General features: G+C 71.3%; 21 protein-coding genes and 1 pseudogene. 4 read left to right on the top strand and 18 right to left on the bottom strand.

The genetic code is table 11. From position 1 onward, the window contains the following. Nucleotides 1-288: 288 nt before the first annotated feature. A pseudogene (locus ACZ7DY_RS02120) lies at nt 289-1,090 on the bottom strand (LysR family transcriptional regulator). Between the two features lie 24 nt (nt 1,091-1,114). On the opposite strand from ACZ7DY_RS02120, the gene ACZ7DY_RS02115 reads away from it, so the two are divergent. Both ACZ7DY_RS02115 and ACZ7DY_RS02110 read left to right on the top strand, forming a co-directional pair. Then, nucleotides 1,115-1,384: a DoxX family protein gene (locus ACZ7DY_RS02115; RefSeq protein ID WP_471128823.1), complete on the top strand. Its 270-nt coding sequence runs from the start codon at nt 1,115-1,117 to the stop codon at nt 1,382-1,384. Nucleotides 1,385-1,424: 40 nt separating this feature from the next. Then, nucleotides 1,425-1,943 (top strand): CGNR zinc finger domain-containing protein, encoded by a 519-nt coding sequence (locus tag ACZ7DY_RS02110; protein WP_471128821.1) that lies wholly within the window; start codon nt 1,425-1,427, stop codon nt 1,941-1,943. A gap of 20 nt (nt 1,944-1,963) precedes the next feature. Here the strand turns inward: ACZ7DY_RS02110 and ACZ7DY_RS02105 are convergent, their stop codons facing one another. Together ACZ7DY_RS02105 and ACZ7DY_RS02100 are read right to left on the bottom strand one after the other, a co-directional pair. Further along, a complete protein-coding gene (locus ACZ7DY_RS02105) occupies nt 1,964-3,169 on the bottom strand; it encodes an MBL fold metallo-hydrolase (RefSeq protein ID WP_471128818.1) in 1,206 nt (401 codons plus the stop codon). A gap of 183 nt (nt 3,170-3,352) precedes the next feature. Continuing rightward, nucleotides 3,353-4,186 carry an SGNH/GDSL hydrolase family protein gene (locus tag ACZ7DY_RS02100; RefSeq protein WP_471128815.1) on the bottom strand — a complete coding sequence of 278 codons (834 nt, stop codon included), beginning with the start codon at nt 4,184-4,186 and terminating at the stop codon, nt 3,353-3,355. A gap of 244 nt (nt 4,187-4,430) precedes the next feature. Here ACZ7DY_RS02100 and ACZ7DY_RS02095 point away from each other — a divergent pair, with 244 nt between their 5' ends. Continuing rightward, complete coding sequence (locus ACZ7DY_RS02095; RefSeq protein WP_471128812.1) at nt 4,431-5,219, top strand: ArsR/SmtB family transcription factor; 789 nt, start codon at nt 4,431-4,433, stop codon at nt 5,217-5,219. Nucleotides 5,220-5,238: 19 nt separating this feature from the next. Here ACZ7DY_RS02095 and ACZ7DY_RS02090 read toward each other — a convergent pair whose 3' ends face one another. Beyond that, nucleotides 5,239-6,288, bottom strand: a complete 1,050-nt coding sequence (locus tag ACZ7DY_RS02090; protein WP_471128810.1) for an aldo/keto reductase — start codon at nt 6,286-6,288, stop codon at nt 5,239-5,241. Between the two features lie 208 nt (nt 6,289-6,496). Here ACZ7DY_RS02090 and ACZ7DY_RS02085 point away from each other — a divergent pair, with 208 nt between their 5' ends. After that, nucleotides 6,497-7,294 carry a tyrosine-protein phosphatase gene (locus ACZ7DY_RS02085; protein WP_471128807.1) on the top strand — a complete coding sequence of 266 codons (798 nt, stop codon included), beginning with the start codon at nt 6,497-6,499 and terminating at the stop codon, nt 7,292-7,294. A 33-nt stretch (nt 7,295-7,327) separates the two neighbouring features. Here the strand turns inward: ACZ7DY_RS02085 and ACZ7DY_RS02080 are convergent, their stop codons facing one another. The 14 genes from ACZ7DY_RS02080 to ACZ7DY_RS02015 form a co-directional block, all read right to left on the bottom strand. Next, on the bottom strand, nt 7,328-7,444 hold the full coding sequence (locus tag ACZ7DY_RS02080; RefSeq protein ID WP_355814311.1) for a DUF6126 family protein: 117 nt from the start codon (nt 7,442-7,444) through the stop codon (nt 7,328-7,330). Between the two features lie 50 nt (nt 7,445-7,494). Next, nucleotides 7,495-8,178, bottom strand: a complete 684-nt coding sequence (locus tag ACZ7DY_RS02075; protein ID WP_471128804.1) for a helix-turn-helix domain-containing protein — start codon at nt 8,176-8,178, stop codon at nt 7,495-7,497. 97 nt (nt 8,179-8,275) lie between these two features. Then, nucleotides 8,276-9,706: an aspartate aminotransferase family protein gene (locus tag ACZ7DY_RS02070; RefSeq protein ID WP_471128801.1), complete on the bottom strand. Its 1,431-nt coding sequence runs from the start codon at nt 9,704-9,706 to the stop codon at nt 8,276-8,278. After that, on the bottom strand, nt 9,703-11,613 hold the full coding sequence (gene dxs / locus ACZ7DY_RS02065) for a 1-deoxy-D-xylulose-5-phosphate synthase (protein ID WP_471128798.1): 1,911 nt from the start codon (nt 11,611-11,613) through the stop codon (nt 9,703-9,705). Before dxs ends, ACZ7DY_RS02070 begins: the two co-directional genes overlap by 4 nt. An 86-nt stretch (nt 11,614-11,699) precedes the next feature. After that, nucleotides 11,700-12,722 carry an adenosyl-hopene transferase HpnH gene (hpnH, locus tag ACZ7DY_RS02060; protein WP_471128796.1) on the bottom strand — a complete coding sequence of 341 codons (1,023 nt, stop codon included), beginning with the start codon at nt 12,720-12,722 and terminating at the stop codon, nt 11,700-11,702. Nucleotides 12,723-12,727: 5 nt separating this feature from the next. Next, nucleotides 12,728-13,381 (bottom strand): phosphorylase family protein, encoded by a 654-nt coding sequence (locus ACZ7DY_RS02055; RefSeq protein ID WP_471128793.1) that lies wholly within the window; start codon nt 13,379-13,381, stop codon nt 12,728-12,730. Then, nucleotides 13,381-15,423, bottom strand: a complete 2,043-nt coding sequence (gene shc / locus ACZ7DY_RS02050; protein ID WP_471128790.1) for a squalene--hopene cyclase — start codon at nt 15,421-15,423, stop codon at nt 13,381-13,383. The genes ACZ7DY_RS02055 and shc overlap by 1 nt, the downstream gene beginning before the upstream one ends. 135 nt (nt 15,424-15,558) lie before the next feature. Beyond that, nucleotides 15,559-16,692, bottom strand: coding sequence for a polyprenyl synthetase family protein (locus tag ACZ7DY_RS02045; RefSeq protein ID WP_471128788.1), 1,134 nt, complete (start codon nt 16,690-16,692; stop codon nt 15,559-15,561). Continuing rightward, entirely contained in the window at nt 16,689-18,098 is a 1,410-nt protein-coding gene (gene hpnE / locus ACZ7DY_RS02040) for a hydroxysqualene dehydroxylase HpnE (protein ID WP_471130186.1), read from the bottom strand. Before hpnE ends, ACZ7DY_RS02045 begins: the two co-directional genes overlap by 4 nt. Nucleotides 18,099-18,222: 124 nt before the next feature. After that, nucleotides 18,223-19,173 (bottom strand): presqualene diphosphate synthase HpnD, encoded by a 951-nt coding sequence (gene hpnD, locus ACZ7DY_RS02035; RefSeq protein WP_471128786.1) that lies wholly within the window; start codon nt 19,171-19,173, stop codon nt 18,223-18,225. Next, on the bottom strand, nt 19,170-20,060 hold the full coding sequence (gene hpnC / locus ACZ7DY_RS02030) for a squalene synthase HpnC (RefSeq protein ID WP_471128785.1): 891 nt from the start codon (nt 20,058-20,060) through the stop codon (nt 19,170-19,172). Before hpnC ends, hpnD begins: the two co-directional genes overlap by 4 nt. 347 nt (nt 20,061-20,407) lie before the next feature. After that, nucleotides 20,408-21,193 (bottom strand): ABC transporter ATP-binding protein, encoded by a 786-nt coding sequence (locus ACZ7DY_RS02025; RefSeq protein ID WP_471128784.1) that lies wholly within the window; start codon nt 21,191-21,193, stop codon nt 20,408-20,410. Next, nucleotides 21,186-22,124: an ABC transporter permease gene (locus tag ACZ7DY_RS02020; protein WP_471128783.1), complete on the bottom strand. Its 939-nt coding sequence runs from the start codon at nt 22,122-22,124 to the stop codon at nt 21,186-21,188. Before ACZ7DY_RS02020 ends, ACZ7DY_RS02025 begins: the two co-directional genes overlap by 8 nt. A 95-nt stretch (nt 22,125-22,219) precedes the next feature. Continuing rightward, nucleotides 22,220-23,065, bottom strand: a complete 846-nt coding sequence (locus ACZ7DY_RS02015; protein WP_471130184.1) for a glycosyltransferase family 2 protein — start codon at nt 23,063-23,065, stop codon at nt 22,220-22,222. Between the last annotated feature and the right edge of the window lie 31 nt (nt 23,066-23,096).

The raw sequence follows: 23,096 nt of genomic DNA, 5'->3' as shown, positions 1-23,096 counted from the left end.
GCCGGCAGGTCGCGACGTCAGCCCTGCGTCGTGATCCCTGCGTCGCCCGACGGCCACTCACGGTAGTCGGCAACGCATCACGTGCGGTGGGCAGTTGACAAAGTCAGCGGCGCAGCGTCCCGCTCTGGTATGACGCCTCGCACGGGGGTCCGATTCGCCTCGTACACAGGACCGATTCGACTCGCGTACGCGGGACGCCACCGCCCTCCGCGGGCTACTCCGGTGATCGGCCGGGCGGTACGCGGGTGAGCGGCCGGGCGGTACGACGGTGAGCGCCCGGCCCGGACCTCATCTCCGGCTCAGCCGCCCCGTGATGATTTGGAGCAGCTCATCCAGTACCGCCTCGTGCGTCCGCCGCCGGGACCGGGCCAGCCCCACCCCGCTCGGCGAGACCCCACGGACCGGACGGAACATCACATCCGGGTGGGAGTGGAAACGGGCCGCCGACGCCGGGGCCAGCGCCACGCAGCCGCCGGCCACCGCTCCGAGCCATTCGTCGGGACGGTCGGCGACGGCGCCGACCCTGACGGGGTGCCCGTCCCGCTCCTCCGCCGCCAGCCAGTGTTCCCGCCAGGCACCGGTCCCGGCTCCGGCCGCGACGAACGGCTCGTCCCACAGTTCGCGGAACTCCACCGTCCCGCCGGCCGCCAGCGGATGCCGGGCCGGCAGCAGCACGCCGCGCTCCTCCACGTACAACTCCCGCACCGAGAAGCCCTCCTGCCCCGGAAACGGCAGACGCACCACCGCGGCATCCACCTCTCCCCCGGCCAGGCCGGCGCTCGGGTCCGACCAGTCGGACTGCCGCAGCTCCACCCGCCACTCCGGCCGCGCGCGGCGGAACCGCGCGATGGCCTCGGGGACGGCCCCCACCGCACCCGCGTCCAGGAAGCCGAGGCGCAGCACCCGTGCCGCGCGGCCGGTCGCCCGCACCGCCTCGTCCCAGCCGTCCAGCAGCGCGGGCACCCGCGCGGCGAGTTCACCGCCCGCCTCGGTCAGGCTGTGAGACGAACAGCCTCTTCGCGGCACCGGTCAGGCTGCCCGCCTCCGCCACTGCGGCGAAGTACCGGAGCAGGCGCGTGCCCACGTCCATGCCGCGAGGTCATAGAAGGAGATAATGAACGGTGCCGGGGCACCTGTGGGCGTTCCCCGCTCCTGGCTCCCCCGGCTGGCCGTCCTCAAGCTGGCCGGCGCGGCGGGCCTCCTCCTCGGACTCTTCGATGCCGCGCTACGCCCCCTCGGCGCCGCGGCGGCCTGCGGTCTCGTCCTGCTCTATCTGGGCGCGCTCGCCTTCCATCTGCGGGCCCGCGTGCTCCACAACCTCGCGTTCCCCGGCTTCTACTGCGCCACCGCGATCGCCTCCCTGGCCCTGACCGTGTCCTCCTGAGGGCCGCGTCTCGCGACGGCCGCCCTGCTGTAATGGCCGCATGCATCTCAACCCTTACGGGGAAGCCGCCGTGAACCTGGCCGCCGATCTCGCCAACTCCCGCCCCACCAGCGCGGAGGAGCTCGCGGACCGCTGCCGTGCCGCGGGCCTGACCCTGGAACGGCTGGTCGAACCGGGTGACTTGGCGCGCGCCGAGGAGGCCCTGGACGCCTGGGAGAAAGTCGTCGACGCCACCGGGGAGCACGAGCGCGCCGAGCGCGTCAACGCCATGCTGGCGGCGGCCACGGCCCACCCGCGCCTGACCGACCACGCGGGCAGCGGCTGGCACCTGCACTACCGCGAGCCCCGACAGCCCCTCGGCGCCCTGCTGTTCTCCCTGATCTCCGTCGGCACCGCCCTGCACCTGGCGGGGCGGGGCATGCACCGGCTGCGGAGGTGCGACGTGACCGAGTGCACCACGATCTTCGCCGACACCTCCCGCACCGGGCGGCAGCGCTACTGCACCCAGCGGTGCGCCAACCGCGACGCCGTACGCCGGCACCGCGCCCGCGCCGCGTGAGCGAAAGCCGCGCGGGCCCGCTATCCGACGGGCGTCGCCTCGTGCTCCCCGCTGTCCGCCTTCGGCGAGGCGATCGCGCGCACCACCATGGTCGAGGCGCCCGGCCAGCCGCCCTCCGGCACGACGGCGACGCCGCGCCACCAGAGGTCGCCGGGAAGGGACTCCGCGCCGGGCTCGAAGGGCTCGCCGGGGACGGGCAGCGCGATGGTGGCGCCCACCCGGCGTGCCGCGGCGACGGTGCCCTCGCCGGGGTCGGACCAGGCGTGGGGGGCGAGGTTGAACGTGCTCCAGTGGATGGGCAGCAGCACGCCGTGCGGCTCGCCGCCCTGGAGGTCCAGATGGGCCTGCATGCCTTCGGCGGGCGTCATGTGGATGTCCGGCCACCACTCCGAGTACGCGCCGATCTGGATCATGGTGGCGTCGAAGGGGCCGTGCTCGGCGCCGATCTCCTTGAAGCCGGGGAAGTAGCCGGTGTCGCCGCTGTGGTAGACGCGGTGCTCGGGTCCCGCGACCACCCAGGAGGCCCACAGCGTGTGCTGCGGATTGCGCAGGCCACGGCCGCAGAAGTGCCGTGCGGGCGTGGCGGTCAGCGTCAGCTCCGCGACCTTCGCCGTCTCGTTCCAGTCCAGCTCGCGGAGCCGGTCGGCCGGCACGCCCCACCGCTCCAGGTGGGCGCCGACGCCGAGCGGCACCGCGAACACGGTGTCGGTGCCGGCCAGCGCCTTGATCGTGGGCATGTCCAGGTGGTCGTAGTGGTCGTGCGAGATCACCACGGCGTCGACGGGGCCGAGGGCCTCCAGGGGCACCGGTACCGGGTGCAGCCGCTTGGGTCCGGCGAAGGAGTACGGCGAACACCGCTCGCTCCAGACCGGGTCGAACAGCACCCGCCGTCCGTCGATCTCCACCAGGACGGTGGAGTGACCCATCCAGGTGACCCGCAGTCCGTCGGCCGGCGGCACCGCGAGGTCGGCGAGGGTCGTGGGGTGCACCGGGATCGCGCCGGCCGGGCCGCGGCGTACGCGCTCCTCCTTGCGGAAGTAGACCTTGGCGAGCTCCACGGACGAACCGGAGGGCCGGGTCCGGGCGGCGACGGGGTTCTGGAAGGACCCTTCGGCCACGGAGAAGTTCGGCGATCTGCGGATCCGGGCCAGCCGGGCACCTGCGGGATCCGCACCGAAAGCGGCGGACCGCAGCGAGCGGAGCCCGGGGATCAGAGACCGGGACACGTGACCTCCTGAGGGGGGTGGATAGGCCTCTCCATTATGTCCACCGGCCCCGGCCGAGTCCTGCGCGGGCGGCCCGGACGGCTCCCCGCCCACACCGAAGGCGCCCCGCGGACGGGGCGCCTTCGGTGTGGGCGGAGTCGCTCCGTCCGCCGTGGTCCGCGGCGCTCGGAGTGCTCGGGAGGCTCAGGAGACGGCCTCGATCTGCATCTTGATGGTGTGCGGATTGCGGAAGCCCTTCGCCTCCACGTGGTCCCCCGAGCTCTCGCCGCGGATGCGCCGCCCGATCCACGGCACCAGGTACTCGCGCGCCCAGTGGATGTCGTCGCGCCGCACCTCCAGCGTGCCGCGCGGCGGCATCGGCGGCCACGCCTGGTCGGGGTCGGCGGGCACCTCGAGGCCCAGGACCTGAGCGGCGCGGAGCGCCACGCGCGTGTGCCCCTCGGCGGAGAGGTGCAGCCGGTCGCCGTCCCACGCCCTGCGGTCCTGCACGGTCCTGAGGGACCACAGGTCGAGCACGGGGCAGCCGTACCGGTCCGCGATGGCGCGGACGTGCATGTTGTACGTGGCGATCTTGCCGCGGAGGTGTTTGAGCACCGCCACGCCGCGGGTGTCGAAGCCGGTGGTCACCATGACCGTGCCGACCGCCGACGAGAGGTCGGCGACGGCCCGCTCGAACCGCTCGGCGACCTCGTCGGGGTCGGTGCCCGGCCGGATGATGTCGTTCCCCCCGGCGCAGAACGTCACCAGGTCGGGGGCGAGTTCCTTCGCCCGCGGCAGCTGGTCCTCGACGATCTGGTCGAGGAGCTTTCCGCGGACGGCGAGGTTGGCGTACCGGAAGGTGTTCTCGGGTACGCGGTCGTCCAGCAGGACGGCGAGGCGGTCGGCCCAGCCGACGAAGGTGCCGTCGGGTCCCGGGTCACCCACGCCTTCGGTGAAGCTGTCGCCGACCGCTGCGTAGGAGCTGAATACGCCGTTGTTGATGGGGTGTTTGATGAAGGATGTCGACTCTGCGCTCACGAGGTACCATCCTTCACCTCCCTAAGTGACCTACGCCACCGTAGGGAAGGGTTGACGGGGCGTGAGATAAGCCACCGGTCAAGTTTCGTTCAACTCGGAATAAGTGCACGCACCACATTTCGCGCGCACCCAGATCCCTCGCCGCTCTCCTCGATGGCTCCGTCGGTCCCGATTGACATGCAGCCAAATGGCTGCCAATCATGGATGGGCAGCCTCACGGCTGCATGACTGGGGGTGACAGCGAATGGACGCGGCGTTCAAGGCGCTGGCCGACCCGAACCGGCGCCGGTTGCTCGACCGGCTGCGGGACCGCAACGGCCAGACCCTGCGCGAGCTCTGCGCGGGCCTGGACATGGCCCGGCAGTCGGTGAGCAAGCACCTGGCCGTGCTGGAGGCGGCCGAGCTGGTCACGACGGTGCGGCAGGGGCGGGAGAAGCTGCACTACCTGAACGCCGCTCCGATCAACGCCATCACCGAACGATGGATCAGCCGTTTCGACCGCGACAGGGTCGACGCCCTCGCGGACCTGAAGAGAGCATTGGAGCATCCCCCCATGGACAGCAGGACCTTCGTCTACACGACGTACATCCGCACCACCCCCGAGCGCCTGTGGCAGGCGCTCACCGACCCGGCCTTCACCCAGCGGTACTGGGGCGTCAGCTTCCGGACCGACTGGGCGCCGGGCTCCCCGATGACCTGGACCGAGACCGGCGCCACCACCGAGGACCCCGAGCAGGTCGTCCTCGTCCACGAACCGCACCGCCGCCTCGCCTACACCTGGCACACGTTCAGCACCCAGTGGGCCGAGGCGAACGGCATCGACGAGGACCTGCGGGCGCGACTCGCGAGCGAGCGGCGCTCCCAGGTCACCTTCGACCTCGAACCCCACGGCGACCAGGTCAAGCTGACCGTCACGCACGAGTTCGACGAGGCGGGCACCCTGCACTCCATGTGCAGCCAGGGCTGGCCGGCCATCCTCTCCAGCCTCAAGACGCTCCTGGAGACCGGCGAGCCCCTCGCCGAATCCCGCTGAACCGGCGCGGTGCCGGCACTCAGGCGGCGGACCTGTCGCCGGCCGCGCGCCGCCGGAGTGCCGGCACGGAGAGCGCGGGCGGGGTCCAGACGCCGTCCGGCGGGTAGATGTCCGTGCCGGGCGGCACGATCTCGTCGATCCGGTCGAGTGCGGCGTCGTCGAGGACCACGGCGGCGCCCTTCAGCGTGGCCTGCAGCTGCTCCATCGTGCGCGGGCCGATGATCACCGAGGTGACGGCCGGATGCGCGAGCGGGAAAGCGGTCGCCAGCTCCGGCAGCGTGCAGCCCACCTCGTCGGCGACGGCCACGAGCCGCTCGACGGCCTCCAGCTTCGCGGCGGTGCGCGGCGCCGCCGGGTCGAAGCGGTCCGGGTGCAGGGTGGGCCGCCCGCTGCTCAGGTCGAGGGCCTGGCCCTTGCGGTAGCGCCCGGTCAGGAACCCCGAGGCGAGCGGGCTCCAGGTCAGTACGCCCATGCCGAGCCGCTGAGCGACCGGCAGCACGTGCCGCTCGATCCCCCGGGCGAGCAGTGAGTACGGCGGCTGCTCGGTGCGGAACCGCTGCAACCCCCGCCGGTCGGCGACGTGATGGGCCTCGACGATCTCGTCCGCCGGGAAGGTCGAGCAGCCGAACGCCCGGATCTTGCCCTGGTGCACCAGGTCGGTCAGGGCGGAGAGCGTCTCCTCGATGTCGGTGGTGTGGTCCGGCCGGTGCACCTGGTAGAGGTCGATCCACTCCGTGTCCAGCCGCCGCAGGCTCTCCTCCACCTCGCGGATGATCCAGCGCCGGGAGTTGCCGCCGCGGTTGGGGCCCTCCCCCATCGGGAAGTGGACCTTGGTCCCGAGGACCACGTCGTCGCGGCGGCCCTTGAGCGCCTTGCCCACGATCGTCTCCGACTCCCCGGCCGAGTACATGTCGGCGGTGTCGACGAAGTTGATGCCCGCGTCCAGGGCGGCGTGGATGATGCGGGCGCAGTCCTCGTGGTCGGGGTTGCCGACGGACCCGAACATCATGGTGCCGAGGCAGTAGGGGCTGACCTCTATGCCGGTCCCGCCCAGAACGCGATGACGCATGTGAATCTCCTTGGCCGCTGTGCTCGTGAGTCCCGTGACTGTACGAGCTGGAGAGCACTCCAGGGCAAGGACGAATCCCGTCCGCAGGGGGCCGCCACAGGGCCGCTCACCCCACCGGCGAAGGGGTGATTGCCCCAGGTACCCATGTCGTATCGTCAAGGACGCACCCACCGGCGAGCCGCGCCGGCGCAGAGTCTGAGGAGAGCCCGTGACGCAGCAGGTCCCGTCGACAGAGCCCGAGCTTGCCGGAGTGCGCAACTTCCGTGACGTGGGCGGGCTGCCGACGGTCGACGGCCGGCGCGTCGCCCGGGGCCGGCTCTTCCGCAGCGGCCACCTGGCGCACGCCACCGCCGCCGACGCCGCGTACCTCGCCTCGCTGGGCCTGCACACGGTCTTCGACTTCCGCAACGCTGCCGACCAGCGCCTCGAGGGTCCCGACATCGAGCTGCCGGGCGTGCGCAACGTGAACCTGCCGCTGACGGACCCCGCCGACGGCGCCGAGTTCTGGAAGATGGTGCGCGACGGGGACCTCGACCAGCTCCGCTCGATCCTCTCGGACGGCAGGGCCGCGTCCCGGATGGCGGACGCGTACCGCGCGATCATCACGGAGCGCACCGCCGAGCACAGCAAGGTGCTGCACGCACTCGCCGAGGACAGCGTGCCCGCGCTGATGCACTGCGCGGCGGGCAAGGACCGCGCGGGCCTCTCCATAGCCGTGACGCTGCTCGCCGTCGGCGTCGAGCGCGACGCCATCGAGGCCGACTACCTCGAGTCGAGCGCGTCCCACCGCCGCTACAAGGTGCACCGCAGCGACAGCTCGCCGAACGCGATGTCCCCCGAGGTCATGGAGCTGCTCGACCCGCTCTTCGACGCCCGCGCCGAGTACCTGACGGCGGCGTACGAGGCGATCGACGAGACCTGGGGCGACCTGGACACCTACTTCACCGAGGGCCTCAAGGTGAGCGCCGAGACCCGCGAGCGCCTGCGGGAGCGCCTCCTCGACTGAGCTTCCGCCCCGCAGCCCGACCCGCGCCCGGGTCTACTGGTTCTTCGCGCCCAACTCGAAGAGCAGGTAGATGAAGGCCGCGAAGAGGTGGCCGACCGCCACGTAGATGATCAGGCGGACCCAGAGAGCGCGCGGGAACTTCTCTTCCATGGTGTTGCGGGGGCGCTCCGGCTGGCGGGGGCCCTGCGGTTCCGGTTCCGTCATGTCGGTTCTCCCTGGGTGGGGCCGCCGAGGCACAGCGCGGTGGCGGGGCTCTGCAGCAAGGTGTGGACGAAGAGGAGATCGACGCCGTCCCGGTCGGCGGCGGCGATCCGGTGCGGGGTCAGCGAGTCGAAGTGCGCGCTGTCCCCGGCTCCGAGGGCGTGCGCGGTGTCCCCGAGACGCAGCCGCAGCCGCCCCTTCAGGACGTACAGCCACTCCTCGCCGGGATGGACGCGCACGATGTCGCCCTGCGCCCCGTGCGGGACGTGCACGCGCAGCGCCTGCATGCCGCGTCCCGGGGCGCCCGCCTGCCAGTAGGTCCAGCCGCCGGCCCGGGTCGGTTCCATGTCCTGGGCGCGGACGACCGCGTCCCGGTCGGCGACCGTCTCGCCGAGCAGCTCGGAGACGGTCGTACCGTAGACACGAGCGAGCGTGAGCAGCATCGGCAGCGACGGCTGCCGGTGGCCGGTCTCCAGGCGGGACAGATGGGCGGGCGAGAGCCCGGCGTTCCGGGCCGCGGCCTCCAGGGTGAGGGAGGCGCGGCGGCGCAGTTCGCGCAGCTGGGGCGCCACGGCGGGCAGCGCGTCGGCCGTGCGGGACGGCTCGGCGGACGTGGCCGCTCCGGACGCGGGCTCGGCGGATTCCGTGGGATCCGTGGGACCCGTGGGCTCGGCAGGGCTCATACCCCTGATTGAGCCAGAGCCTTGCCTCGCGGGCAACTTTCTTGCCCGGGAGGCAAAATCTCTGCCGATGCCGCCGCGTCCCGGCCCGTTCCGGACGTCAGCGGTTGGCGACCGCCTGCTTCACCAGCGTCCTGCCGAAGTCCCACATCAGGCCGCCGCCGTTGTGCGCGTCGTCCATGACCGCGGTGAACGCCGCCACGAAACGGTCCACCTCCCGCTCCCCCACCGTCAGCGGCGGGATCAGCTTGATGACCTCCAGATGGTCCCCGGAGACCTGGGTGAGGATGCGGTGTTTCTGCAGCAGGGGCACGACGACCATCTGGGCGAAGAGCCCCTTGCGGGCGGCCTGCAGCATCGTCCAGCGGCCGCGCAGCTTCAGGGACTTGGGGCGGCCGAACTCGATGCCGATCATCAGTCCCCGGCCGCGCACCTCGCTCAGCAGCTCGTAGCGGTCCACGAGCGCGGCGAGCCGGGATTTCAGGAGCTCCCCGGTGACGCGGGCGTTCTCGACGACCTTCTCGTCGTCCATGACGGAAAGGACCGCGAGCCCCGCCGCCATGGCCTGCGCGTTCGAGCCGAAGCTCGCCGAGTGCACCAGGACGCGGTCCATCGAGGAGTAGACCTTCTTGAAGATCCAGTCCTTGCCGAGCGTCGCGCCCACCGGCACATAGCCGCCGGACAGCGCCTTGGCGACGCAGACCAGATCGGGCTCGACGCCCTCCTCGTGCTGGTACGCGTAGAAGTCGCCGGTCCTGCCGAGACCCGTCTGCACCTCGTCGACGATCAGCAGCGCCTTGTGCCGGTGCAGCAACTCCTGGGCGGCGCGCAGATATCCGGGCGGCATCTCGTGGACGCCCTTGCCCTGGATGGGCTCGACGATCAGCCCGGCGACGTCTCCCCTCCTCAACTCCGCCCGCAGCGCGTCCAGATCGCCGAGCGGGACCGCCGTGTCGGGCAGCAGCGGCGCGAAGCCGTCCCGGAACCCGTCCTCGCCGTTGACGGAGAGCGATCCCGTCGTAAGCCCGTGGAAGGCGTGCGCGCAGTAGAGCACCCGCGGCTTCCCCGTCGCGTACCGGGCGAACTTCAGCGCCGTCTCGACGGCCTCCGTGCCGCTGTTTCCGAAGAAGACCCGGTCCAGGTGCGGGCTGTGCGCGAGCAGCCGCTCCGCGAGCAGGCCGGGCAGCGGCTGGCAGTCGAAGCGGGTGAGGTCGGCGAGCGAGGCGTCGATGACGTCGTGCAGCGCCTTGCGTACGACGGGGTGGTGCCGGCCGAGGCCCATCACGCCGAAACCGGCGAGCATGTCGAGGTAGTCGTTGCCCTCCGCGTCCCAGAAGTACGCGCCCTCGGCCCGCTCGTAGACCTTGTCGAAGCCGATGGTGTGCAGCATCCGCGGCAGCTGGTGGTTGAGGTGCCTGGCGTGCAGTTCGTACCGCTCGGCGCCGCGCTCGGCAAGGAGCCTGCCGAGGTCGAACCCCTTGGGGCCGTGCTCCCCGGTACCGGGCTCTCTGGTGTCGAACTCCTTGGTCATACGCTGTGCTCCTTGCCTGAACCCTGCTCCCGCGCGCCCTCCTTGGCCGCGAGGGTGGCACTGACGCGTCCCGCGATCTCGACCGGGGTGAGTCCGAGGTCGGCGAGGACCTCGCCCCGCTTGGCGTGCGCGAGGAACTGTTCGGGGATCCCGAACCGCCGTACGGGAACGTCCACTTCGGCCTCGCCGAGCGCCAGCGCGACCGCCGAACCGACCCCGCCTGCCCGGCTGTTGTCCTCGACCACCGCCACCACCCGGTGCCGCCCGGCGAGCGCGGGCAGCTCCGCATCGACCGGCTTGACCCAGCGCGGGTCGACGACGGTGCAGCCGAGGCCGCGCGCCCGGAGCAGCTCGGCGGCCTGCAGACAGACCGGCGCCATCACCCCGACCGCGACGAACAGCACGTCCTCAGCCTCCTCCCGGAGCAGGACGTCCATGCCGCCGAGCCGGTCCACGGCAGGGATCGCGGGCCCCACCGACTCCTTGGGGAACCGGATGAGCGTCGGCGCGTCGTCCACCGCGACCGCCTCCCGCAACTGCGCCCGTAGCTGGTCGGCGTCGCGCGGCGCGGCGATCCGCAGCCCCGGCACGACCTGCAGGATCGACATGTCCCACATGCCGTTGTGCGAGGCGCCGTCGACGCCCGTGACGCCGGCCCGGTCGAGCACGAAGGTGACCCCACACCGGTGCAGCGCCACATCCATCAGGAGCTGGTCGAAGGCGCGGTTGAGGAAGGTGGCGTAGACGGCGACGACGGGGTGGAGGCCGCCCGTCGCCAGTCCGGCGGCGGAGACCGCGGCGTGCTGCTCGGCGATGCCGACGTCCCACACCCGGTCGGGGTGGGCCGCGGTGAACTTCGTCAGGCCGACCGGGCCGAGCATGGCCGCGGTGATGGCGACGACGTCCTCGCGCTCGGCGCCGATGCGGGCGATCTCGTCCCCGAACACCGAGGTCCAGGACGGCGCGCCGGCCGGGGTGAGCGGCTCGCAGGTGAGCGGGTCCATGACGCCGACGGTGTGGAAGCGGTCCGCCTCGTCGGCGAGGGCCGGCTCGTAACCGCGGCCCTTCTCGGTGAGGCAGTGGATGAGCACCGGGCCGTGGAAGCGCTTCGCGCGCCGCAGCGCCGACTCGACGGCACCGATGTCGTGCCCGTCGATCGGCCCGACGTACTTCAGTCCCAGGTCCTCGAACATGCCCTGCGGCGCGAAGGCGTCCTTGAACCCCTTCTTGGCGCCGTGCAGTGACTCGTACAGCGGCCTTCCGACGACGGGGGTGCGCTGGAGCAGGTCCTTGCCCCAGGCGAGGACCCGCTCGTAGCCGTCCGTCGTACGGAGGGTGGCGAGGTGGTTGGCGAGGCCGCCGATGGTCGGGGCGTACGAGCGCTCGTTGTCGTTCACCACGATGATCAGCGGCCGGTCCTTCGCGGCCGCGATGTTGTTGAGCGCCTCCCAGGCCATGCCGCCGGTGAGCGCGCCGTCCCCGATGACGGCGACGACATGGCCCCGCTCACCGAGGACCTGACGCGCCTTGGCGAGGCCGTCCGCCCAGCCCAGCGCGGTCGAGGCGTGGCTGTTCTCGACGATGTCGTGCTCGGACTCCTCCCGCGAGGGGTAGCCGGAGAGGCCGCCCTTGCCGCGCAGTTTGGAGAAGTCCTGCCGCCCGGTGAGCAGCTTGTGCACGTAGCTCTGGTGGCCGGTGTCCCACACGAGCCGGTCGACGGGCGACTCGAAGACCCGGTGCAGGGCGATGGAGAGTTCCACCACCCCCAGATTGGGCCCGAGATGCCCGCCCGTCCTGGCGACCGCGTGCACCAGGAACTCCCGGATCTCCCCCGCCAGTTCGTCGAGCTCGACCCCGGAAAGCCCCTTCAGGTCCCGTGGCCCCCTGATGGTTTCGAGAATGGTCATGCTCGGGCCCCCTCTCTCATTCTTCTCAGCTCACGGTGACGGGGGGCACCCCTTCTCGGAGTGCCCTCGTCCGCCCGTTCATGACGTCACCCGCGGTTCCCCGAGACCGTCTCGCGGGCCGCGCGGATGGACTCCTTGAGGGAACCCATCGTGGCGAGGACGGCGGTCGGCTCGTAGCCGCAGTGCGCCATGCAGTTGGCGCACCGCGGGTCCTTGCCGCGGCCGTACTTGTTCCAGTCGGTCTCCTCGATGAGCTCGCGGTACGTGGGGACGTAGCCGTCGCTCATCAGGTAGCAGGGGCGCTGCCAGCCGAAGAGCGAGTAGTTCGGGATCGCCCACGCGGTGCACGGGAAGTCCGCCTTGCCCTCCAGGAAGTCCAGGAAGAGCGGGGAGTGGTTGAGCCGCCAGCGCCGCCGGTTCCCGCCCGCGAAGGCCTTCTTGAACAGCTCCCTGGTCTGCTCGACGCCGAGGAAGTGCTCCTGGTCGGGCGCCTTCTCGTAGGCGTAGGCGGGCGACAGCATCATCTCGTCGACCTGGAGGTCGTCGTTGAGGAAGTTCAGGACCTCGATGATGGTCTGCGGGGTGTCGGTGTTGAAGAAGGTCGAGTTGGTGGTGACCCGGAAGCCGCGCCTCTTGGCCTCCTTGATGGCCTCCACGGCCTCGTCGAAGACACCTTCCTTCGCGACGGACTCGTCGTGCCGTTCCCGCATGCCGTCGATGTGCACCGCGAACGCGAAATACGGCGAGGGCGTGAACTTCTCGATCTTCTTCCGCAACAGCATGGCGTTGGTGCAGAGGAAGACGTACTTCTTCTTCGCCACCAACTGCCGCACGATCTCATCGATCTGAGGATGCATCAGCGGCTCACCGCCGGCGATGGACACCATCGGAGCACCGGACTCAAGAACGGCACCCACGGCCTGGGCCACCGGCATGCGCTGCTTGAGCACACCGGCCGGGTGCTGGATCTTGCCGCAGCCCTCGCACTTGAGGTTGCAGGCGAAGAGCGGCTCCAATTCGACGATCAGCGGAAACTTGTCGCGCTTGCGCAGCTTCTGTTCAAAGAGATACGTAGCGACCTTGATGGACTGACGAAGCGGCATGGCCATCTGGCTCACCTCCGGGGGAGCAGCGAAGAACGGTGCCATTCAAAGAAAGCGGGAAGCACGGCACGGAGAACGCGGAAAGCCGATATTCCACCGCGCACCGTGCCGATGCGGACGAGTTCGTGCTGAGGTGCGTCCACGACCACCCGGACGGCCGCAACGGGCCGCTCTCCGGCGCGTACGGCGCTGTGCAGCGTCGCGGCGGACTCCATGTCCACCGCGACCGCGCCGGTGGCCAGCAGGTCGCTGCGCTCCTGGCCGCGGATGACGTGGTCGGAGCCGGTGAGCGGTCCGGTGTGCACGGTGCGTCCGGGCATGGCCCGCACCAGCTCCTCGATCAGCAGACCGGTTCCCGTACAGGGGGTGCTGCCGCGCGCGTCCCTGGTCTCCTCGGCGACGACGAGGTCGCCGGGGTGCATGCCAGGGGCGAGTCCGGCGCAGAAGCCGGTGGCCAGGACGGCCGCGTCGCGCAGGGTTTCCTTGCCGAGGGCGCCGGTGACGGCGCGCTCGGCGTTCTTGGGGCCCATGCCGGTGCGCAGCACCGTCATGGTGTGCGGCGCGCCGCTGCGGTCGCCGGTGCGCAGGGCGAAGCGCTCGATGCCGAGCGCGCAGGCGATCAGCAGCGGCGCGGGGCCCGGCCGCGGAGCCGGGGTCCGGTCCATCAACTGCTCTTGCCGGACTGTGTGGTCGTACCCGGCCGTGCGGCGGCTCCCGGGGCGAAGGGCTCGCCGTTGACGTACCTGCCGAGCGCGGTCAGCGGGAACACCTGCCGGTACAAGTGGTAGTTGATGGAGAAGTCCCAGGGGAAGCCGGTGCCGGTGAAGTACGGCTCGTCCCAGGAGCCGTCCTCGCGCTGCGTCCCGACGAGCCAGGCGATGCCCCGCTCCACCGAGGCGGCCTCGCGCTCGCCCGCCGAGAGGAGCGCGAGCAGCGCCCACGCGGTCTGCGACGCGGACGACGTACCGTGGCCGACCCAGCCGCGGTCGCGGTAGGAGCGCAGGTCCTCGCCCCAGCCGCCGTCGTCGTTCTGCACCGACTCGACCCACTGGACCGCGCGTCGGATCGCGGGGTGCGAGGCGGGCAGCCCGGCGGTGATCAGGGCGGGCACCACCGATCCCGTGCCGTAGATGTAGTTGACGCCCCAGCGCCCGAACCAGGCGCCGTTCTCCTCCTGTTCGGCGAGGAGCCACTCGATGCCGCGCCGGGTGCGCGGGTCGTGGGACCTGCCCTCGACGGCGAGCATCTCCACCACGTGGCCGGTGACGTCGGCGGAGGGCGGGTCGATGACCTCGCCGAAGTCGCAGAACGGCAGCCGGTTGGGGAAGGGGCTGGTGTTGTCGACGTCGAAGGCGCCCCAGGCGCCGTTCTTCGACTGCATGCCGAGGTTCCAGCGCACCCCGCGCTCGATGGCGTTCTCCAGGCGGGCCTTGTCCGGGTGCGCGACCCGGCGCAGTGCGAGAGCGACCTCGGCGGTGTCGTCGATGTCGGGGTAGTTGTCGTTGTGGAACTCGAACGCCCAGCCGCCCGGCGTCAGCGCGGGCCTGCGCACCGACCAGTCGCCCGGCCGCACGATCTGCTCGCCGAGCATCCAGTCGGCGGCCTTGACCAACTGCGGGTGGTCCGCGGGCACTCCGGCGTCCGCGAGGGCGATGGTGGCCAGGCAGGTGTCCCACACGGGCGACTGGCAGGCCTCGATCATGCGGGCGCCGTCCTCGCGCCACACGGCGAACCGGTCGAGGGAGTCGAGTCCGGCCTTCAGTACGGGGTGGTCCAGGTCGTAACCGAGCAGGTGCAGCGCGATGATGGAGTAGACGGCGGGCGGCTGGATCCCGCCCCAGCAGCCGTCGTTCTCCTGGCGCTCGATGATCCAGCGCGCCGCGCTGTTCATGGCGGCCCTGCGCAGCCGGCGCGGCGCGACCTTGTGGTAGACGTGCAGCGCCTTGTCGAGCCGCTGGAAGACGCCGTCCCAACTGACCACGGGGGCAAGCGGCTTGGCGGGGTTGGGGACGCGCGCGTCGGTGTGCAGCTCGTCCAGGGCGAAGGGCGCGGGGCGCACAGGACGCTTGGCGGAGACGATGGTCAGCGGCACTATGGTCTGCCGGGCCCAGCAGCCGAAGTCGTAGATGTTGAGCGGGACCCACTTGGGGAAGTAAATGAGTTCCGGCGGGAGTTCGGGCAGGTCGTCCCAGTTCCACCAGCCGAACAGGGCCAGCCAGATCCGGGTGAAGACCCGGGCCGACGCGATGCCTCCGCGCTCGCGGATCCACGCCGAGGCCTTCGCCATGTGCGGCTCGTCGGGCCGGTCCCCGGCCAGGCGCAGCGCCACGTACGCCTCGATGGTGGTGGAGAGCTCGCCGGGCCCGCCGAAGAAGGTGGCCCAGGTGCCGTCGTCGCGCTGCTCGCCGCGGATGAAGAGGGCGGCGGCGCGCGTGGTCGCCTCGTCCCGGATCCCGAGGAACTGGCGCAGCAGGAGATCCTCGGCGTCCATGGTCACATTGGTCTCGAGGTCGCCCTTCCACCATCCCTCGGCGTCCTGCCGGGCCAGCAGGAACTCCGTGGAGCGCCGTATGGCCTGCGCCGCGGCTTCTCTGGTGCCCGCCGGCGCGGCGACGGTGTCGATGCGGTCGACGGGCTCGGTGGGCCGGCTGGCCGAGGCCGCGCGGGGCGTGGCCGCTCCGGTGCTTCCGTCGGTCGTCGCTGTCATGGCTTCCCCTTCGTGCAGTGCGGTGGCTACGTCTGCTGTGTGGGTCCGCCGTCGGCCGGCGCGGGGCGCCGGCCGGCGACTGCCTGGGTGCTGGGGGTCACCCCCCAGAAATCCCGGATGTCCGCGCGATAGTGCTCATCTCTCTCGTACGACGACGAAGTCGGCGAGGGCGACGAGCTGCGCCCGCACCCGCTCCGGCATCCGGACGCTGTCCAGTGCCTCGATGGCCACGGCGTGCTGGCGCCGGGCCTCCTTGGCGGTCCACTCGCGGCCGCCCGCCTCTTCGATCAGGGCGGCGCGCGCGGCGAACTCCTCCTCGGAGAAGTTCTCGAACTCGCTGCTCTTGGAGTCGGCGGTGAGCAGTTCGCCGAGGCGCTCGGACGCGGGGCCGCCCGCGGCGAGCGCGGCCACCACGGGCAGCGACTTCTTGCGCTGGCGCAGATCGCTCCACGTCTGCTTTCCGGTGGCCTCCGGGTCGCCCCAGATGCCGAGCAGGTCGTCGACGGCCTGGAAGGCGAGGCCGAGGTGGTAGCCGTACTTCTCCAGGGAGTCGGCGGTGTGCTCGTCCGCGCCGCCGAGGACGGCGCCGATGGAGACGGCGCAGGCGAGCAGGGCGCCCGTCTTCCTGCCCTCCATCTCCAGGCACTCCTCGACGGTGACCCGGTCGCGGTGCTCGTAGCTGATGTCCTGCGCCTGGCCGTCGATCAGGGCGCGGGTGGCGGTGGTGAGACGGCGGGTGGCGCGGCCGGCCTCGACCGTGCCGAGCTCCAGGAGGATCTCGTTGGCGAGGGCGAAGAGGGCATCGCCGACGAGGATGGCCTGTGCCGGGCCGTGCACCTTCCACACCGTGTCGCGGTGGCGGCGCTGTTCGTCGCCGTCCATGAGGTCGTCGTGGAGCAGCGAGAAGTTGTGGACGAGCTCGACGGCGACCGCCCCGGGGACGCCGACCTCGGGGGCCGCGCCGGCGGCCTCGGCGGAGAGCAGGGCGAGCGCGGGACGCACGGCCTTGCCGCCGTCGCCGTCGGAGGGGTTGCCCTCGGCGTCGATCCAGCCGAAGTGGTAGGCGGCGACGGTGTCCATGGGGGAGGCGAGACGGTCCACCGCGGCCCGCAGCACCGGGGTGGCCAGCGTCCTTCCTTGTTCGAGCAGTGAGGTCACGTCCACCGTGTCGGCAGCCGTTTTCTCGGCCGAGGGCACAGTCGGCACAGTTTCTCCTCTTGTTCCGGTGCTGGTTCTCTGGGGACCTGACCCCAGAAGGTCGAGCTTCACGCCGCCGCCTCCTCGAACGAGAAGAGGTGATCACGGGGGCGGTCGAGGGTGGCGAGGGCGGCCTGTGCCGCGCTGATGCCGCTGCGTACGGCGCTCTCCATGGTCGCGGGCCACCCGGTGGCGGTCCACGAGCCCGCGAGGTAGAGGCCGCGGGCCTTGGTGCGGGCTCCGGGGCGGAGCCTGCCGACGCCGGGGGTGGGCGCGAACGTGGCCGTGCGTTCGCGGGTGACGAAGAAGTCGCGCACCTCGGCGCCGTGCGCGGCGGGCAGCAGCCGTTCCAGCTCGGGCAGATAGCGTTCGCGCAGCGCGGCGACGGGCGCGTCGATCTCGTCGTGGGCGACGGACTGGGAGAGCGCGAGGTACTGCCCCTCGGCGAGCCCGGACGCCTCGGTCCTGTCGAAGACCCACTGGACGGGGGTGCCGAGTGCGGCGAAGAACGGCCGCTTGAGCACCTTCCGGTCGTAGACGACGTGGATGTTGAGGATCGGGGCGGTGTCGATGTCGAGCAGCCGGTCGGGCTCGTCGAGCGCGCCGTCCGGCAGGAGGTCGTGGGTCTCGTGCTGCGGCACGGCGAGGACGACGGTTTCGGCCTCGACGGTCTCGCCGGGAACCTCCACCCGCCAACCTCCGTTGTCCGTACGGGAGATGGAGGTGACCCGTGCCCTTAGTTCCGTACGGACTCCCGCGGCGTCGAGCGCCTTGCGGGCCAGCGTGTCGTGCAGATCACCGAGGGGGACCCGGGCCCAGCCGATGTCGGCGGCGCCCGGTTCCGAGAGCAGCCCGGTCTTGAACACCATCGCGGCGAGCCCGAGCGAGGCGTCTCCCGCGACGGCGTTGAGCGTCGCGACGCCGACGAGGTCCCAGAGGGCCTCGATGGCGCGCGCCGACTGACCGTGCCTGGCGAGCCAGCTGCCGAAGTCCTGGCCGTCGAGGACGGGGTCGGCCGGGTCCAGTCCCTTGAGGGCGAGCGCCGCGCGCCCCACCTTGGCGCGCTCGGCGACCGACAGATGAGGGTAGGTGGCGAGGCTCGCCGCGAGGTGCAGCGGCACCGGCAGCCCGGCGCGGCGCAGCCGTCCGAGCCGGTTGCGGTCGGCGTCCAGGACGGGCACGTCGAGACGTTCCTGCAGGGGTGCGAGGTGGCTGCCCTCGATGCGGTCGAGGAACCACCGGTAGGCGGTGCAGCAGCGCAGGTAGACGTGCTGGCCGTTGTCGACGGTGAGCGCGCCGCGCCGGAAGGAGAACGCAAGGCCGCCGAGGCGCGGCCGGCCTTCGAGCAGGGTCACGCGCAGGCCGGCGTCGGCGAGCGCGAGCGCGGCGGTGATGCCGGCGAGCCCGCCGCCGACCACCACGGCGGCCGCCCCCGGGGGGCGGCCTTCGGCGTCCGCGTCCAGCCCGTCGGGCTGCAGGTCTTCGCTCTTCACGCACCCACCCCTTCGGCCGTTGCAGTCTGGGACGCGACCCTGGAGCGGAGGGTTGCCCGCCGCTTCACTCGCGCCGTCCCCGCTGCCCCACGATCACTGCGGATGCGGCTCACGCGCGCCTCCGGACGGTCTGCCGTGACACGTTCCGCGCGTCGAGCCCGGACAGCCCGCGCACGGCGACGTACGCCTTCTCGTGGCCCGGCAGCGAGACGCGGCCCCGGAGGACCGCCTCGGGTTCCCGCTCGATGCGGTCGAGCAGCCTGCGGTAGATGCCGGCCATGGCCGCGACGCAGGCGCCGCTGCGCCGGTCCAGCATGGGCAGCAGCCGGTAGCCCTCGGCGAAGAGGGCACGCGCGCGGCGCACCTCGAAGTGGACGAGGCCGGCGAAGTCGGATCCGGCGGGCGGCTCGGAGCCGGAGAATCCGGCGGAGCAGCCGAACTTGGCGAGGTCGTCGGCGGGCAGGTACGTCCGCCCGTCCTGGGCGTCCTCGCGAACGTCCCGCAGGATGTTGGTCAGTTGGAGCGCGAGACCGAGCGTGTCGGCATACTCCGGCGCGCGCTCGGCATGGAGCGCCCCCCGTTCCGTACCGAACACGCCGAGGGTGAGCCGTCCGATCGCGCCGGCGACACACCGGCAGTAGACCTTCAGGTCCTCCCACGTCTCGTACGTGCCGCCGCGCACGTCCATGAGGACCCCGTCGATGAGCTCGTCGAGGCCCTCCATCGGGATCGGGAAGTGCGCCGCCGCGTGGGCGAGGGCGACGGCCACCGGGTCGGTGTCGTCCTCCCGCACGTCGCCCGCGCGGATCCGGGCGACCAGCGCCCTGGTCTCGTCGAGCCGGTCCGCCTTGACCTGTGGGTCGAGCGCGCCGTCACCGATGTCGTCCACCCGCCGCGAGAGCGCGTAGAGCGCGGACACGGCCCGCCGCTTCGGCGTCGGCAGCAGCCTGATGCCGTACGCGAAGTTGCGCGCCTGCTGTCCGGTCACGGCCTCGCAGTAGCTGTACGCGGCGAGCACCGACGCGGACACGCGCGGGTCTGACTCCACTACCCGGCTCACCCCTCTCCTCGCAGAACTGCACCCGCCTCGCGCAACAGGCGTGGCTTGGTGGGTCTGGGTGGTCCAGGAAGTACGTCGTATCCGGCGGCGACGATCGCCTGGACGGCCGCCCTCCCTCCTGCCACGAACCCCGCCAGCAACAGCTTCAGCCTGCCGTGGACGCTACCCACCAGGGGGGTGCCTTCATTCAGGAGGTGGCGGGCGCGTTCCGCTTCGTACGCGACCAGGGCGCGTACCGACGCACCCGCCGTCGGCCGGGACAGTTCTGACTCGCTCACGTGGAACCGCTTCATATCCTCAACCGGCAGGTAGATGCGGCCGCGCCCCAGGTCTTCGGCCACATCCTGGATGTGCTCGATGATCTGCAGCGCGGTGCAGACGGCGTCCGAGCGGCGGATCCGCTCGGGGGTCTCCGTTGCGGTGATGGCCAGGACGAGCCGGCCGATCGGGTTGGCGGAGAGCGCGCAGTACGCCACCAGGTCGTCGTAGGTCTCGTAGCGCGTGACGAGCTGGTCCTGGCGGTTGGCCTCGATCAGGTCGAGGAACGGCGACACCGTCAGGGTGCCGCGTTCGGCGGCCGGCCGCAGCGCCCGCACCAGCGGGTGCCCGGCGTCGGCGCCGGCGAAGAGCCTGCCGAGGTCGGCCTCGACGGCGTCCAGGAGGCCGAGCGGGTCGTCGGCGTCGGTGCCCAGGTAGCGGGCGTGGGCGGCCTCGGGCGCGAGGTCGCCGTCACCGATGTCGTCGATGAGGCGCACGACGCCGTAGACGGCCATCAGGTCGTCGCGCCAGGCCCGGGGCAGGAAAAACGGAGCCACCGGGAAGTTCTCGTCCGCGGCCTTGTCGAGGACGGCGGATGCATCGCGGAGCCGGAGATCATCCGTAGCCATTGCCGTCACATCTCCCGTTCTACACTGCCGACCCAATACATCCCATTTCGGACACGCCGCCCAGCCTTGCGCGAGGCGGACGCCGCTCCGAGCCGGGGCGCCGCGCGATATCGCCCCACTTGCCGCGAATCAGCACCGGTACAGCTTACGTTGTACAACCCCTCGCGCATCGTCGGGGTGTTCGGCGCATCACAACAACACACCGATTGGCGTCAACGTTCCCCGCGCACCGGCGAGTTGTGAGGTCCTGGCGGCTTCGGGGACACCATGTCACGACAGTGCCCCGCCGGATCACTCCCGGCGGGGCACTGCTGCCGAACGGGTGCACGCCCGATGGCTCGAACGGGCTACTTGCCCGTGAACTTCTCGTACTCCTTTATGACCTCGTCGGTCGGGCCGTCCATGCGCAGCTCACCGCGCTCCAGCCAGAGCACGCGGTCACAGGTGTCACGGATCGACTTGTTGTTGTGGCTGACCAGGAAGACCGTGCCGGCCTCCTTGCGCAGCTCGCGGATGCGGGCCTCGGAGCGCTTCTGGAACTTGCGGTCGCCGGTGGCCAGGGCCTCGTCGATCATCAGGACGTCGTGGTCCTTGGCGGCCGCGATGGAGAAGCGCAGGCGGGCGGCCATGCCGGAGGAGTAGGTGCGCATCGGCAGGGTGATGAAGTCACCCTTCTCGTTGATCCCCGAGAAGTCGACGATCTCCTGGTAGCGCTCCTTGATCTGCTCGCGGGACATGCCCATCGCGAGACCGCCGAGGATGACGTTGCGCTCACCGGTCAGATCGTTCATCAGGGCCGCGTTGACACCGAGCAGCGAGGGCTGGCCGTCGGTGTAGACCTTGCCCTTCTCGGCGGGGAGCAGGCCCGCGATGGCGCGCAGCAGGGTCGACTTCCCGGAGCCGTTCGAGCCGATCAGGCCGATGGCCTCGCCGCGGTAGGCGGTGAAGCTGACGCCGCGCACGGCGTGCACCTTGCGGACGCCGCGCTCCTCGCCGCGCCGCAGCATGCGGCTGAGCGCGGAGGTGGCGCTGCCCTTGCCCGTCTTCGCGCCGTTGACGCGGTAGACGATGTGCAGCTCGTCGGCGATGACGGTGGGGATGTGCCCCTTGCCGGCGTTCTTGTCCTCAGCCACGGCCGTAACGCTCCTCAGCCTTCCAGAAGTACACGAAGCCCACGATGCCGATCACCACGGCCCAGCCGACGGCGAAGAGCCACACGTGCGGCGGCAGGTAGGAGGAGTCGTACTTGTCGATCATGGCGAAGCGGATCAGGTCCATGTAGATCGAGGCCGGATTCCACTGGAGCACGTCCCCGACCCAGCCGGGCACGTCCTTCTTGGTCGCGAGCATCGCGGGGATGCTGAACATGACGCCCGACGCGTACATCCAGGTCCGCATCACGAACGGCATCAGCTGCGCCAGGTCCGGCGTCTTGCTGCCCATCCTGGCGAAGATCAGCGCCAGGCCCATGTTGAAGACGAACTGCAGGACGAGCGCGGGCAGGACCAGGAGCCAGGAGAACGCCGGGAAGATCCCGAACGCGCACATGATCACGACGAGCACGACCATCGAGAAGAGCAGCTGCTGGAGCTGCTGCAGCGCGAAGGAGATCGGCAGCGAGGCGCGCGGGAAGTGCAGGGCCCTGACGAGCCCGAGGTTGCCGGAGATCGCCCGCACGCCCGCCATGACCGAGCTCTGCGTGAACGTGAAGACGAAGACCCCCGTCACCAGGAACGGCACGTAGATCTCGTGCGGGATGCCCTCCCTGGCGCCGAGCAGCAGGCCGAAGATGAAGAAGTAGACCGCCGCGTTCAGCAGCGGGGTCGCCACCTGCCACAGCTGGCCCAGCTTGGCCTGGCTGTACTGGGCGGTCAGCTTCGCCTGCGAGAAGGCGAGGATGAAGTGGCGCCGTCCCCAGAGCTGGCGGACGTACTCGAAAAGTCCGGGCCGGGCGCCGCTGACGGTCAGACCGTACTTGGCGGCGAGTTCGGCCCGGGAGAGCCCGTCATCGGGCGACGGGGACGCGGTCACCGCGACCCCGGCGTCATGCGTTGTCTCACTCACGAGTGGAAACTTTCGTCTTCAGATGCGCAGCCGGTCGGGCGTAGGCGTGGGCCAGGGACCGGGGTATGGCCCGAATGCTCTCAGACCCGAGCTTGTCAGATGACAGGAGGTCGGCCCAGTCGGGTCAGCCGCCACACCGTACGCCACTTCATGGGCGTGCGAGGCCCGCAGGGGGTGGTCCACCCCTCCTTGAAACCGCCGAACCAGGCCTTCAGGGCCGGGCCCGAGGGGCGCCGGGCGAGGGTGAGGAGCAGCCAGACGCCGAGGTAGACCGGGACCAGCGGCGCGGGGAGGTTGCGACGGGCCAGCCAGACGCGGTTGCGGGCCACCATGCGGTGGTAGACCGCGTGCCGCGAGGGCGCCGTCGTCGGGTGGAAGAGGACCATGTCGGAGCGGTAGTCGATCATCCAGCCGGCGTTCAGTGCGCGCCAGGCGAGGTCGGTCTCCTCGTGCGCGTAGAAGAACTCGCCGGGCAGCCCGCCGACCTCGGCGAGGACCTTCGTGCGCACGGCGTTGGCGCCGCCGAGGAACGTCGTCACGCGCGAGGAGCGCATCGGGTCGGAGGCCCGCAGGCGCGGCACGTGGCGGCGCTGGGTCTCCCCCGTGTCCGGGTCCGCGATGCGGAAGCTGATGATGCCGAGCCGAGGGTCGGCGGCGAAGGCCTCGCGGCACAGCCGCGCCGTGTCCGTGTTGGCGAGGAGTCCGTCGTCGTCGAGGAAGAGCAGGATGTCGACGTCGGTGCCGCCGGGGCCGAAGGCCTCGATGCCGACGTTGCGGCCGCCGGGGATGCCGAGGTTCTCGGGGAGTTCGACGGTGCGCACGCCTTCGGGCACCTCGGGCACGGGGGCGCCGTTGCCGACCACGACCACCTCGACCGGGTCGCCGTCCTGCTTGGCGACCGAGTCGAGGAGGGCGCGCAGTTCCTGCGGCCGGTTGCCCATCGTGATGATGACGGCGCCGACCTTCAGCTTC

The organism is Streptomyces sp. NPDC037013 (assembly GCF_055607265.1).
Note: the sequence above shows the minus strand (reverse complement) of the source record. Positions and strands in the feature narration are given on the sequence as shown.